The sequence below is a fragment of the Bosea vaviloviae genome (assembly GCF_001741865.1).
GTDB lineage: Bacteria > Pseudomonadota > Alphaproteobacteria > Rhizobiales > Beijerinckiaceae > Allobosea > Allobosea vaviloviae.
The window spans coordinates 208,986-222,030 of sequence record NZ_CP017147.1; the positions used below are offsets into that span (position 1 = coordinate 208,986).

Consider the following 13,045-nt stretch of genomic DNA (forward strand, 5'->3'; position numbering starts at 1 on the left):
TGCCAGCTTCCGCCAACAGTCGCCTTCGAGTCCACACCGTCCTTCGCCGCGCCAGCCCGCTTGCCGAGCCCGATCGGGCATGCAGCAAGGATGGGGCCAACATGGCCAAGTCATTCCTGGGGAGGGTGGCTTGCGCTGTCTTGGGGCGCCCGCGTCCTCCGCAGGCGCCTCGGGCTTGTCGCCCTGCCGCGCCTGTCTAAGCCGCCGCTTTACGGGCGGCGCGCGTACGATTGGTTTTGGCGGTCGTGGCCTTACCCCTCGTCATGTGTCCGCTCCGTTGCGATCGGCCGCCGCAAGCGCTAGGCGGCTCACGGTCGGCGCAGTGAAAATGGGACAGCAACACTGTCCTATCGCGATGAATTTGCCAGAATTCTAATCTCGGCACAAGCGCCGATTGCGAGCGAGGCTGAAATTTTATTGCGATATCGCTCGCCCCTGGGACATATCCGGAGCGAAAGCCCAACATTGCCAGCACGCTTCTTGTTTTCCGCCGGTTTTCCAACCCCGCCGCGTTTCGACCATCGTCGCATGCAGACCGGCGATCCACCGACGCGCTTGTTAGCGTCATGGCCCGGCGCTACCCCTTGGATATGAACTTCTTCAGCGACAACACCGCCGGCGCGAGCGCTCCTGTCATGGCAGCATTGGCGGCCGCCAATGACGGCACCGCGACAGCCTATGGCACCGACGCCTGGACGGGCCGCGTCGAGCGCCTTTTCGCCGAGATCTTCGAGCATCAGGTCGCGGTCTTCCTCGTCACCAGCGGCACGGCGGCCAACTCTTTGGCGCTCGCCAGCATCACCCGCCCCTGGGGCGCCGTGCTGACCCATGAGGAAAGCCATGTCGCCGACGATGAATGCGGCGCGCCGGAATTCTTCAGCGACGGCGCCAAGCTCGTCGGCCTGCCAGGCGCCGGCAACAAGATTTCGCCCGGCCCCGTGACGCAGACCCTCGCCCGCATGCGCGAAGGCGCGCTGCATCAGGTCCAGCCGCAGGCGATCTCGATCACCCAGGCGACCGAATGCGGGCAGATCTACACCCAAGCCGAAGTGCGCGCCCTGAAGGACGCCGTCGCGCCGCGCGGCCTGACCATGCATATGGACGGCGCCCGCTTCACCAACGCGCTCGTCGCCCTTGGCTGCTCGCCGGCCGCGATCACCTGGCAGGCCGGCGTCGACGTACTTACGTTCGGCGGCACCAAGAACGGCGCCTGGGCGGCGGAGGCCGTGATCTTCTTCCAGCCCGAGGCCGCCGCCGAGATGAAGTGGCGGCGCAAGCGCGCGGGCCATACCCTGTCCAAGGGCCGGTTGATCGGGGCGCAGTTCGAGGGCCTGCTCGGTGGCGGCCACTGGCTCGAACTGGCGCGCCACGCCAATGCGATGGCCAAGCGCCTGGCCGATGCGCTCATCGCCCTGGACATCCCGCTCGCCTGGCCCTGCCAGGTCAATCAAGTGTTTCCGATTCTGTCGGCGGAGCTCCAGACGAAGCTGAAAGCGGCCGGCGTCGGCTACCTGCCCTGGTCGCAGACCGCCCTGCCAAAGGATATCCCCTTCGCGGAGGGCGAGACCATCGGCCGCTTCGTCATGGCGTTCTCGACCCGCGAGGCGGATGTCGAGCGCCTGATCAATGTGTTCGCCGCGGCAAAAGGCTGAATTCTCCCCCGATTTCAGCCCCACGCACGCCGTAATCCCTAAGGAAGACTGAAGACCCAGTTCAGTCGCCCAAAGGAGACGACATGGTATTTCGATCGACCGCGCCCTCGCGCCTGGTCCTGACGAGCCTGGCGGTAGCCGGCGCGCTCGCAGGTTCCGTTGGCGGAGCGGCAGCGCAGTACTACCTCTATGAGGAGGAAGAGGCCTATCCGCGCGGCTATTACGAACGCTACGCGCCGCTGCCTCCCGCTCCGGTCCCGCCCCGCGCAATCGGCCGCATCGCCGCGCGCGACTTCGGCCTCGCCCGGGTCGACCGGATGGTGCGCACCGGCTCCTCCTATGTGCTCGACGGTCAGACCGCCAATGGCGGCCGCGCCCGCTTGATCTTCGACGCCCATAGCGGCGACCTGATCGACCGCATCCCCCTGCCCGATGCACGGCCGAGGCCCGCACCGGCCCCGCATATCGCTCGCGTCGATCCGCGCGACGACAGGCCGGCGCCGCGGCTGGTACCACGCCCGCCCGAACGCCCGCCCGCGCTGAAGCCGCCAGGCCAGGCGAGCGCCCCGGCGACGATCCTGCCGCCGAGCCCGGCCGCACCGCCGCGCGCGACCGAACCGCTCACCCCAGCGGAAAAACCTGCCGCGACGGCCAGCGCCCCCGCGACGACAGCCCCGAGCTCGCCAGCGGCCCCGGCGCTACCGACACCCGGCCCGGTCAATCCCGCGACCGGCGCGGACAAGCCCGCGCTCGTCAATCCCCAGCTCGTCAACCCCCAGTTCGTCAACCCCAACGACGTGCGCGGCACGGACGAGGCGGAGCGCAAGCCGCCGCTGGCCCGGGCCGACCCATCGGGCATCACGATAGCGCCCGTCGAACTGCCCCCCGTCCAGCTCCCGGATGCGACGCCCTCGACGCCGAAGCCTGAGACGCCTGCCGTTCCGGTTACGCCGCTGGATTGAGGCCAGCCTTTCGGCCAGAAAAAGGGCGTCCCCGGTCACCCGGGGACGCCCCATTCGTTGCAAGGCATCAGGTCAGGCGCGTTACGCGGCCTTGGCGACCTTGGCCTCGAGCACCTTGGCGGGCTTGGCCCCGCTGATCGCGATCTGGCGCGGCTTCTTGGCCTCGGGGATCTCGCGGACGAGATCGATATGGAGCAAGCCGTTCTCGAGGCTGGCGCCGGTTACCTGCACATAATCGGCAAGCTGGAAGCGACGCTCAAAAGCGCGCGCCGCGATGCCCTGGTGCAGAACCTCGCGTTTTTCAGCGGATTCGGTGCTCTGCTTCTCGCCACGCACCGTCAGCGCATTCTCCTTGCTCTCGATGGCAAGGTCGGCTTCGCCAAAGCCCGCGACCGCGATGCTGATGCGGTAGGCGTTCTCGGCAGTGCGCTCGATGTTGTAGGGCGGATAGCTCGGCGCGGCCTCGGCAGCGGTGGCCTGGTCAAGCAGCGAGAACAGGCGGTCGAAACCAACGGTCGAGCGATAGAGCGGGGAAAGATCGAAGTGACGCATGATGTCCTCCTGGGAAGCGACAAGTTCAGTCCAGCCCGCCTCATCATGAGCACGGGCCTGGTTTAGTTCGCGCAGCCGGTCTCGGCCTGCGCAGAGATGATCTGGTCTCGCCTTTTCGGCTTTTCAAGGGGGTGCGAAGACAGGCATAAATAAGCCGGTGCGGCCGCGAAGGCCCGTCCGATTCGGAAGCCCTTCGATCGCTTCGCATCCGGGCTGTCATGTCCGAGTGCGAAACGTGGTCGTCAACTCGGGGTTAAGCGCATGACTCACGCGAAAGACATGGCTCACGCGAAAGACCGGCTTCCTCTTCTTCGCGCCACGTCGTGATGGCCGAGGCCCAGCTCTTCGCCCATCCCGATTATCCCGTTCCGGGGCATGGCAAGGCCTGGTTCGCGAAAACGCGCGACGGCGCGCAATTGCGCTTCGCGAGCTGGCGACCGACGGTCAAGCTGATGCGCGGCACCATTCTCCTCGTCCAGGGCCGGGCCGAATTCATCGAGCGCTACAGTGAGACGATCGTCGAGCTGCGCCGGCGCGGCTTCCATGTGATCAGCTTCGACTGGCGCGGCCAGGGCGGCTCGCAACGCTTCGTGCGGCGCTGGCGCAAGGGCCATGTCGGCTGGCTCAGACATTTTGAGCACGACCTCGCCTTGGCGCAGGCGCAGATGCGCGAGACACTGCCCGAGCCCTATTTCGCGCTGGCGCATTCGATGGGCGCGGCCCTGTGCCTGGACGCCGCGCGCCGCGACGCCTTGCCGGTCTCGCGGCTGGTGGCTCTCGCTCCCATGCTGGGCCTCTCGATGATCGAGCGCCCCGATATGGCGCGGCGGCTGGCAAACCTGCTGTTCTGGCTCGGTCTGGGCAAATCCTTCGTGCCCGGCGGCGGCGACACCGCGATCGCGACCAAACCCTTCGAGGGCAACCGGCTGACCAGCGACCCCGCCCGCTATGCCCGCAACAGCGCGCTCTCGGCCGGCGCGCCGCATCTGTGCATCGGCGACCCGACGATCGCCTGGGTGCATACGGCCTTCCAGTTGATGGCGCGCCTGAACGCTCCCTCCGCCGCCCGCGAGATCCGCGTGCCGACGCTGGTCATCGCCGCCGGCCAGGACCCGATCGTCTCCACCCCGGCGATCGAGCGTTTCGCGGCGCGGCTCAAGACCGGCGCCGCGCTCGTCCTGCCGACCGCGCGCCACGAGATCCTGATGGAGAGCGACGAGATCCGCGCCCAGTTCTGGGCGGCCTTCGACGCCTTCATTCCCGGCGAGGACAATGCCGCGGCCAGCTCAACCGGCGAGCAGGCTGAGCGCGGCCTGATGCAGCGTCTTGTTGCCGGCGGCGATGACCGTGCCGCCCCCGGCGGCGCTGCCGCCATCCCATGAGGTGACGATGCCGCCCGCGCCCTCGATGATCGGGATCAGCGCGACGATGTCATAGGGCTTGAGGCCGGATTCGATCACCAGATCGACATGGCCGGCCGCCAGCATGCAATAGGCATAGCAATCGCAGCCATAACGCGGCAGCCGCACCTGGCTTTCGACACGGGCATAGGCTTCAGCTTCCGCGCCCTTGAACAGCCCTGGCGACGTGGTCATCAGCGTCGCTTCGCTAAGATTCGTGATCTGGCGCGTGCGCAGGACGCGCGGGCCGTTGGGCCCCTCATAGCGCGCCTGCCGGCCATCGCCGGAATAGCGCTCGCCCGTGAAGGGCTGGTGCATCATGCCATAGACCGGCACGCCGCCACGCGTCAGCCCGATCAGCGTGCCCCAGACCGGAATGCCGGAGATGAAGGCGCGCGTGCCGTCGATCGGGTCGAGCACCCAGACATATTCGGCGTCGATGTTCTCATTGCCGAACTCCTCGCCAAGCACGCCATGGGCGGGGAAGCTGCGCTTGATCAGATGGCGCATCACGTTCTCGCCGGCCCGGTCGGCCTCCGTCACCGGATCGAACACGCCGCCGAGCGATTTGTCTTCGGTGGCATGATGGGCGCGAAAGAACGGCAGGATCGCCTGGCCGGACTGCGTCGCCAGTTCGGCGATGAAAGCGCCGAAATCGACAGTGCTCATATACCAGCCTCCCGTTATTTTGTTGCTGCGCAGCATTGCACCCGACCGGAGCCCTCCGGCACGAGCCTGTCATGCAAGTGGAATCATCGGAAAACAAGGGAATCGGCCGTTAATTCGCCATCCTTCTTGCGTCTGACGCATGGCGCATAAGACTTTACGCAAAACCACTTGCGTTTTTGCGCTGCACCGTCATATTGTGCACTGCGAAGGGGCGATCACCTCAAGCCTTCGTTGCCCTCCTTGGGCGTTTCCTCCCTAGACTTGGGCCGCCACGCAAGTGTGCGGCCCTTTTTTCTGGGTTGCGGTGGCAAGCAATCCGGCCGCCGGGAATTTTTTGTTTCGCATCGGCCTGCTCCGAAGACCGCAACCCGCTTTTCGTAGCCGATGCTCTATTCGGCCGCCTCGCGCCATTCGTCGAGCCAGCCGCTCCAGCGCGCGAAGCAATCCGCCATCGCCGCGGTCATGCCCCGCTCCAGCTCCACGAAGCCGGCATGCGGCTCCAGCGTCGCCTCGTCCATGTAGAGCGCGCGGTTGATCTCGATCTGCAGCGCGTGCACGCCCGAGGTCGGCGCGCCGTAATGCTCGGTGATGAAGCCCCCGGCATAAGGCCGGTTGCGCGTGACGCTCAGGCCTAGCCGCCGGAAGGCCTCCTCGGCGATGTCGACGATATAGCCCGAGGCGCTGGTGCCGAAGCGGTCGCCCAGGATGACGTCGGCCTTGGCGAGCCCGTCGCGGTCGAGCCCGCTCGACGGCATCGAATGGGCATCGACCAGGATGCAGGTGCCGAAGGCGCCATGCGTGCGCTGGATCAGGCTGCGCAAGCCTGCGTGATAGGGCCGGTAGAGCGCGTCGATCCGCGCCAGCCCCTCCTCGACCGGTATGCGGCCGAAATAGATCTCATGCGCATCGCCGACGATTCGCGGAATCGTGCCGAGCCCACCCGCGACCCGCATCGAGCGCGTATTGGCGAAGGCCGGCAAACGGCCATCGAACATGCGCGGATCGAGCTCATAGGGCTCGCGGTTGACGTCGAGAAAGGCGCGCGGGAACTCGGCGACCAGGAGCGGGGCTCCAAGCGCCACGGCCTGGGCGAAGAGCAGGTCGATATAGGCGTCCTCGGAGCGGCGCAGGCTGCGCAGAGGCAATCGCGCCCGCTCGACGAAGGCCTTGGGATAGCGCCGTCCGGCATGGGGCACGTCGACCACCACGGGCACGACCTGCAGCGCCGGCTGATGCAGCGTGAAGGGCCGCTCGATCTCGGCGACGACATCCTCGGGATCAGCTTTGAAGAAGGCGGTTGGGACGCTCATGTCACCGAACTGAAGCACACAAAACGACGCTGTAGAAGCATTACCCGCGCGGCTGTTTAACCAAGACCGGATTCACGCGTTGTTTACCATGCCCATGCCTTATAGAAGGACATGGTTCCAAGCCCGCAGCCGGCCGGCTAACCCGGCTGCTCGCCGGCCCGGGATAAGGCGCAGGCGCCAGACAATACGACCGGATGGAAACCGCCGCGCCCGGCGGCCTTCATCTTGAGACAGGCCTTTCGGGACGGACATAGCAGGCCCATGACGAAGATACTTCTCGCCGAAGACGACAACGACATGCGCCGCTTCCTGGTCAAGGCCTTGCAGAATGCAGGCTATGACGTGGCCTCGTTCGACAACGGCCTCTCCGCCTATAACCGCCTGCGCGAAGAGCCCTTCGAGCTGCTCCTGACCGACATCGTGATGCCGGAGATGGATGGCATCGAACTGGCGCGGCGCGCCACCGAGCTCGACCCCGACATCAAGGTGATGTTCATCACCGGCTTTGCGGCAGTCGCCCTGAACCCCGATTCGCAGACGCCCAAGGATGCCAAGGTGCTGTCCAAGCCCTTCCATCTGCGCGAGCTCGTCAGCGAGGTCGAAAAGCTTCTGGCGGCCTGACGCTTTTGCAGCTCAAGCGGCTTGCAAGGCGCCGCATGAGCCGCTATAGCCGCACACCTCGCAACATGGTCAGCCGGCAACGGTGACACCCTGTTCCGGCAGCCGCGACGATATCCCGACGCGGCAGACGGGCGCGTAGCTCAGCGGGAGAGCACTACGTTGACATCGTAGGGGTCACAGGTTCGATCCCTGTCGCGCCCACCATATGAAGCCCTTGAGATATAGGGACAAAAGGCCGCCTCGAAAGGGCGGCCTTTTTGCTTGGCCGGAGACTGGGTCGGAAACAACGCAAGGAGGCCCGGCGAGCCGGGCTCCCAGGCGGTCAACCCGTATGAGAGCATGGCACCCGTTGCCCGCGTCATGGGACGGGAAGGAACCGCTATGATCGTTGACACCATCGTCGAGATCGACCGGCACCTCGCGACGATCGAGCTATCGACCAAGCACGCGATCCAGGCGCTCGCCGCCCTCACGTCGCCGGCAGACGCGCTCCGGCAGATGAAGTTCGGGAAGACCGGGCGCCATCCGATCGAGGACCGAGCCCTCAACATCGTCGAGCAGATCAATCAGACCTTCAGCTATCTGGTGGCGCTCAACGCAGCGAAGTGGCTGCTGGAGGCGCATCCCGACGCCGGCGGGTTTTCCCTGGCTCCGGGAGCGCACGCGTCGCAGCGGCTGGATATCTGAGTATCGAGCCGGATCTCGTCGGCGGTGAGGCCTTCGCAGCGACGAGCCCGCAGAGCAATCGCAAGCTCGACAAGGATCTGAAACGTCTCGCCGGCGATCCCGCCCGGCATCGCTACGCCTTCTTCTACTCCCCCGGGATCGAGCCCGGCCGGCACCCGAAGCTGGAGAAGGTCGAGGGCGTCCAAGTCCGCTGCGTCGACATCTAAGACAGACGCGGAACGCCGGCGTCTCCCGTGGCTATCGCCAACATCATCTCCGCGTTGAAGCCGGAGGAAGATCGAGATCCCAGTCGGGAGGGAGATGTTTGGGATGCTCGACTCCCATGACAGCCGGGGTCTCGTCCGCCACAGCTTTCTTGATGATTTCGTTGAACGCTAAGGCGTCAGGACTATCGAGGCGGATCAAGGTCGTTACCTGCGATCCCGGCCTACCCTTGCTCAGCAAAGGCCCGATCAAGTCACCCTTGCAAGCAACCCAGGCATCTTTGTACACCGTCAGCACAAATTCGACGAAGGTGAGGATCTGCTGACGATCATTCCCGTCGAACTCATGACGATAGTGCAGGTAGTCGCCGAGCTTCCCGACGTTCTTCCAGAGCTCGTTCGGTCTCGGGGTATGGGTCACTGTGTGCTCAACAATTCCGATCTTTATCGTCAGGAACGTGTAGCGTCGATCGGGGACGGCTTTCTGAAGCACCACTCGGGCCTTGGCGAGTTGCCAGGATGTCACCTTCTTGCCTTTGATATTTGGCAAGGCCTCAGCATACTCTGCGCCTCAACGCACGCTCGCAGCTCGAATGCAGCGTAGAAAAGGGATTCAACCTTGCCCTCCAGGACGCGCTGGCGGGCTCTCCAGAAATAAGATTGGGCGGATGTCGGATATTGGTTTCGGGTCATTTCCTCGCTCGGCGCAGAGCATTGAACGACCTCGTCGCGGCCGAGGCAACCCGGCTCGTCGAAACAGAGGGCAGCGCCGGCTATTACATGGTTCGCCAGATTGTCTGGCTGGCCCGTGAGAAGGGCGATCCGGATGCGGAGCGTCTCTGGGGCCGTGTTGCGAGGTAGGTTGCCAGGCGGACGGGCGTGGTGCCCGGGCGGAGCAAGACCGGACGCCCCGAAAGCGAGTGGTGATCAGGCCTCGAAGTCATATTCCTTCGCGAGCCGATCGTAGACGTTCTCGGCGCCGCGTCGGCATCCAGGGCCGTGGAAACCTCGTCCTCCGGCACGATGACGCCGCCGAAGTGGCTATGGAATGCCCAGGCGAACCGCGGGTCTTCAAAGACTACGCGAACCATACCGCAGCCGGGTTAGAGGACACGGGAACCCAGCTGCCAATCGGCGCACCAGCTTTCAATCTTATGCAGAGGCTCCGGCAGGGACTGCTGGTCCAGCTTCATCTCCACCTGGTGGTTAAATCCCATCACGCTCTTGGCCTGATCGATCCCGACCACAAGCACGGTCATGAGATCCTCTCCTTCCTCTCGCGGACGTCTACTTCAACTCAAGGCAGATCGGGGGAGCGGCCCATCCCATTAACTGGCGCAATCGCTATGGCGGGATGGAGGTGTACGACGCCCTCCGGTTGAAGGCGCACGACGACGAGAACCGCAAGCTTAAGAAGCTACTGGCGGGATCCATGCTGGACATCGCCATGCTGCGCGAGGGACTCGGAAAAACTTCTGAAGCCCGGATCGCGGAGAGCGTTCGTGACCTGGGCGATCGAAGAGAAGAGCTACTCGCAGCGTCGGCGTGCGGACTGATCGGGCTAGACCCAGTTATGAACGAGGGCAAATTGCGGGCAACGTCAGAGCAACCATGGGCGTCACTGTGACTGTGCCTGTTGCCAAGGAGGCAGATTCTGAAGCAATCTCGAAACCTAGTCCCGCCCTGCTCGAAGGCCAGCGCACATGCGAGAAGCTCGGAGCAACAAGTTTCCCGGCAGATTACAAATTCAGACCCACAACATGTGCAATTTCGCTTGCACCATGTGCCCGCATCCTCAGCTATCAGCCGAGCGCGAAAATCGATACATGCAGGATGCGCTTCTAACAAAGATTTTGACCGAAATCTCAAACTCAGCGTCCAACGTAGAGTTATGCTGGATGCTGCAAAATGAACCTCTTTTGGACAAAAGATTTCAGACTTTAGTGAAACAAGCATCAGAATGCGAAAACATTACATCTATTCATACCGTCACAAATGGAAGCACCTTGAGCGAATCTCTACTCGATGAACTCATGTCTAACAACCGATTTTATTTGACAATTTCCCTTAATTCAACTAATCGCGATGTTTACAAAAGAATACACGGTCGCGACAACTATGATAGACTCACGAATACGCTTAAAGGTTGGCGAGGAGATCGAAGGCGAGTTTGCCTCTCTGCTGTGATCCAAGATTCGCCGGAGGGTGCGCTCGAAGCAAAGGATATCAAGCGGTTCAGCGCAGATCACGGATACGGCATTCGGATCAATCCGCTCGTGAACCGTGCGAATTTTGGGTTGGCCACCTCAGAAATCGATCGTATCGATCAAAATTTCGGACATTGTTCTCTTCCTATAGATACGATGTCAATCCTGGGTTCAGGCGAAGTGATTCTATGCTGTCACGATTGGTCTCATGAGACAATCTATGGTGATCTCAACCGTCAAACAATCCAAGAGGTTTGGAACTGTGACAATTTACAAAAAGCGCGCCTCAAAAGTATGCAGGGACAAATACGCGACTTAGCGCAGTGCGAGAAATGTGACACGCCTTGCAGAGCAGTGGACCGACGCCGATACGTTCAGCGCGTCCTCGGAGATGCGGGGGACCTTGCTCCGGCAGGAAGCAGCGGAGCGTGCGAGAGTTTTGTCGCCAATGGGATCACGTGCGAACGCGAGGATGGCGTCACTTTCTCCGCGGCCGTAACGGGTGTGTCAACAGAAAGCCGGCAGGTCGAAATTTGGACTACGGCCGCCTTAAACATCGGCGAAGCTATCACTATCTACCCCTCGGTTGGGCAGGGATACGACGGGGTTGGCTTCCACGACCTCGGACTGGTGCGCATGAACGTCGAGGTCCTCCGCTCTCGGGATCGCAACGAACTCAAGACCTACGTCGCCGTGGTGAAGCGTAGTGCGCCCGATCTTGACTATCTTAGTTGGTACGCTGCGGACTGGAGCGACCGATCTTCATCTTCATCTCTCGTATAAGTCTCAAGCCGATTCTGGTTCGCCCAGCGCAAAGCCGTTCAGCACCTGGGACTACGCACTTCACCACACAGGTATCTATGCTTGGAGGGGCGAGGGTACAAACAAGCACGCGGGCAAACCCGGCCTCTGATAATGCAAGTACCACGCGATCTAGGTCTTCCGAAATTGATTGCGTACTAAGATCTGACTCGATAGACAATGAGCGACGATGCGCGCGCGGCGAATAGGATAAGACATACTCTCGAAAAATCGAGTAGTCTAATTCTTTAATTGCGGCGGCGTGTTGCGCGAGATCTTCGCGCGCTCCTGAGATAGTCGTCAACCGGCTAAACACTGCCTCCAGAAGCGCTCCCCTCAGCGCAACGGTTGGAGATAAATGAGAGCAGCGCCCTCCAGTGAGATACATCGCATCTCGCCGGAGGAAATCCTCAACGGCAACCTGCACAGTTGGCACACTAACTTGGCCCCCAATCTGCCAAGCAAACACATTCAGTTGCGCGTTGCGAAGAGCATCGATCAGCCGACAGCATTCACCGTCGGAGACGTTTTTGAGATCGATGGAATCGGCTTCTCGGAGCATTGACGAAAAAGCCTCCGCATCATTCTCGATGACCTCAAGCAACGCGTAAAGAGTGGCCTCAGCCGGAGACCCTCCGGCTGCCAAGCCAACACTGGACGTCCCGAACAAAAAGGGCGATTCGTCGTAAGGGTAAAATACCGCTTCCGCTGGGACCCAAACGACTTTGTCACTCAGTAGGTCGCGCATCGGCCACCAGTTTATCTCCTGGTCTTCACGCCAGTTGCTTCTGTGATCTAAAATCAACTCCCTAGGATTAACGACCTCCTGACCTGTCGCGGCTAGCTCGCCGAATGTTCCGCGCATAAGCGGTCGTCCAGACACGCTCATACAGCTCCGCTCGATTGACTCGCACAATGCAGCAACCTTCGCTTCGGTGAGGGAGATGCCCTTGCCCCCATTTACTGTCACATCGCGGTAGTCAGCAAAGGGGCGAACTGCGCTAACGACAGGTATCCTACAGGGATCAAGGCCAGTTAGATCAGCTAGCCTCGACATACCCAGCGCTTTTGCGTCCTTCAAAGCAATTTTTAGGAAATCTTCTGGATAAATCTGCCTGTGAATACCAGGCGATTTTTGTGTTTCCTGCTCAGACATAAGGAACACAGCAGCGGTCGGCGGTGGACTGGCGTCACGCCGAAATATTACGGGCGACTGAGACGGTATGGGCATCTCCGTCCACGGAGAGCGGCGTATATACTGAATCAGCAACTTAGCGTCGGAATGCTTTCGGTCGAAAGATGCTCTATGTTTGTCAAGGAAGTCCCAAAGAGGATGATCTACCCCTAGCTGGGCCCCGCCAAGGTCCTTACAAATATCGAAACTGAGTTCTCTGTAATGCTGCGACCTACAGAGGCGCACGATCAAATCGCCTTCCTCCCAGCCTATCAGACCCGCCTTTTTTGCTAGCTTCAGCGCCCACCGGATGTTCACGAGTGGGACGGAAAGAGCCACGCCAGTTCGGGGGTCAAACTCAAGCGCGACTTCGGCGTCAGCTTCAATCTCGCCGTTTCTGTACATCCCATAGACCCAGCCAATTCCCACCATACCTATTGGCCAAGCTTCGGCGGCACGAAGTGCACCCATCGAGGACGCCCCCACAACGGCAGCGTTTCCTTCAATCGCCGCCCGGATTTCATGGACGGATACGGAAAGAGACTGCGAAAACTCTCCGTCGATGATAGCGAAGCGCCTTCGCCCGTCTGAAAACAGGCGTGGCAAGTCGCCTCGCTTGATAGGAGGCTCACAGCGAGCGAATGGGAGAGACGTGCCAACCTCGGCGGCAGCTATCGACGGCCCGCAGAAAATTGTCCAATCCTGGCCCAAGTCTCCGTGGTGCTCCGCTGTCAAGCTTGCACGCTCCAAGTAAAGGGTTTTCTGCAACAGGCGAGGCCGAAGCTTTCTACAGCCGAGATGCGCTAG

13 protein-coding genes, 1 tRNA gene and 1 pseudogene are annotated in these 13,045 nt (G+C 62.0%); 9 read left to right on the forward strand and 6 right to left on the reverse strand.

Features of this window, described 5'->3' with window-relative positions:
• The first annotated feature begins 590 nt into the window (after positions 1-590).
• Both BHK69_RS00950 and BHK69_RS00955 read left to right on the forward strand, forming a co-directional pair.
• Positions 591-1,652: a threonine aldolase family protein gene (locus BHK69_RS00950; RefSeq protein ID WP_069693263.1), complete on the forward strand. Its 1,062-nt coding sequence runs from the start codon at positions 591-593 to the stop codon at positions 1,650-1,652.
• An 83-nt stretch (positions 1,653-1,735) separates the two neighbouring features.
• Positions 1,736-2,614, forward strand: coding sequence for a hypothetical protein (locus tag BHK69_RS00955; RefSeq protein ID WP_069688477.1), 879 nt, complete (start codon positions 1,736-1,738; stop codon positions 2,612-2,614).
• A gap of 81 nt (positions 2,615-2,695) precedes the next feature.
• Here the strand turns inward: BHK69_RS00955 and BHK69_RS00960 are convergent, their stop codons facing one another.
• A complete protein-coding gene (locus BHK69_RS00960; RefSeq protein WP_069688478.1) occupies positions 2,696-3,166 on the reverse strand; it encodes an Hsp20 family protein in 471 nt (156 codons plus the stop codon).
• Between the two features lie 326 nt (positions 3,167-3,492).
• On the opposite strand from BHK69_RS00960, the gene BHK69_RS00965 reads away from it, so the two are divergent.
• Positions 3,493-4,548, forward strand: a complete 1,056-nt coding sequence (locus tag BHK69_RS00965; protein WP_069688479.1) for an alpha/beta fold hydrolase — start codon at positions 3,493-3,495, stop codon at positions 4,546-4,548.
• On the opposite strand, the gene hisN is transcribed toward BHK69_RS00965, so the two are convergent.
• The gene (gene hisN, locus BHK69_RS00970; protein ID WP_069688480.1) at positions 4,453-5,235 is read right to left on the reverse strand and encodes a histidinol-phosphatase; all 783 of its coding nucleotides are present in this window, start codon (positions 5,233-5,235) and stop codon (positions 4,453-4,455) included. The two genes, BHK69_RS00965 and hisN, sit on opposite strands and share 96 nt — an antisense overlap.
• 389 nt (positions 5,236-5,624) lie before the next feature.
• On the reverse strand, positions 5,625-6,545 hold the full coding sequence (locus BHK69_RS00975) for an N-formylglutamate amidohydrolase (protein WP_083269039.1): 921 nt from the start codon (positions 6,543-6,545) through the stop codon (positions 5,625-5,627).
• A 261-nt stretch (positions 6,546-6,806) separates the two neighbouring features.
• Here BHK69_RS00975 and cpdR point away from each other — a divergent pair, with 261 nt between their 5' ends.
• The 3 genes from cpdR to BHK69_RS00990 all read left to right on the forward strand — a co-directional run bounded on the left by cpdR (position 6,807) and on the right by BHK69_RS00990 (position 7,853).
• Positions 6,807-7,166, forward strand: a complete 360-nt coding sequence (gene cpdR, locus BHK69_RS00980) for a cell cycle two-component system response regulator CpdR (RefSeq protein WP_054143348.1) — start codon at positions 6,807-6,809, stop codon at positions 7,164-7,166.
• 129 nt (positions 7,167-7,295) lie between these two features.
• A tRNA-Val gene (locus tag BHK69_RS00985) sits at positions 7,296-7,370 on the forward strand.
• Positions 7,371-7,547: 177 nt separating this feature from the next.
• The gene (locus BHK69_RS00990; protein WP_069688481.1) at positions 7,548-7,853 is read left to right on the forward strand and encodes a hypothetical protein; all 306 of its coding nucleotides are present in this window, start codon (positions 7,548-7,550) and stop codon (positions 7,851-7,853) included.
• Positions 7,854-8,102: 249 nt separating this feature from the next.
• Here the strand turns inward: BHK69_RS00990 and BHK69_RS00995 are convergent, their stop codons facing one another.
• Positions 8,103-8,606 carry a hypothetical protein gene (locus BHK69_RS00995; RefSeq protein ID WP_069688482.1) on the reverse strand — a complete coding sequence of 168 codons (504 nt, stop codon included), beginning with the start codon at positions 8,604-8,606 and terminating at the stop codon, positions 8,103-8,105.
• Positions 8,607-8,770: 164 nt separating this feature from the next.
• On the opposite strand from BHK69_RS00995, the gene BHK69_RS32510 reads away from it, so the two are divergent.
• On the forward strand, positions 8,771-8,917 hold the full coding sequence (locus tag BHK69_RS32510; RefSeq protein ID WP_158516134.1) for a hypothetical protein: 147 nt from the start codon (positions 8,771-8,773) through the stop codon (positions 8,915-8,917).
• A 242-nt stretch (positions 8,918-9,159) separates the two neighbouring features.
• Here BHK69_RS32510 and BHK69_RS32515 read toward each other — a convergent pair whose 3' ends face one another.
• A complete protein-coding gene (locus BHK69_RS32515) occupies positions 9,160-9,315 on the reverse strand; it encodes a hypothetical protein (RefSeq protein ID WP_158516135.1) in 156 nt (51 codons plus the stop codon).
• Positions 9,316-9,389: 74 nt separating this feature from the next.
• Between BHK69_RS32515 and BHK69_RS31205 the strand changes: the two are divergent.
• Both BHK69_RS31205 and BHK69_RS31210 read left to right on the forward strand, forming a co-directional pair.
• Positions 9,390-9,626: pseudogene (locus BHK69_RS31205) on the forward strand (IS3 family transposase); the annotation flags it as partial.
• A gap of 211 nt (positions 9,627-9,837) precedes the next feature.
• Complete coding sequence (locus tag BHK69_RS31210) at positions 9,838-11,046, forward strand: radical SAM/SPASM domain-containing protein (protein WP_244548568.1); 1,209 nt, start codon at positions 9,838-9,840, stop codon at positions 11,044-11,046.
• On the opposite strand, the gene BHK69_RS31215 is transcribed toward BHK69_RS31210, so the two are convergent.
• A complete protein-coding gene (locus tag BHK69_RS31215) occupies positions 10,991-12,844 on the reverse strand; it encodes a YcaO-like family protein (protein WP_158516137.1) in 1,854 nt (617 codons plus the stop codon). The two genes, BHK69_RS31210 and BHK69_RS31215, sit on opposite strands and share 56 nt — an antisense overlap.
• Between the last annotated feature and the right edge of the window lie 201 nt (positions 12,845-13,045).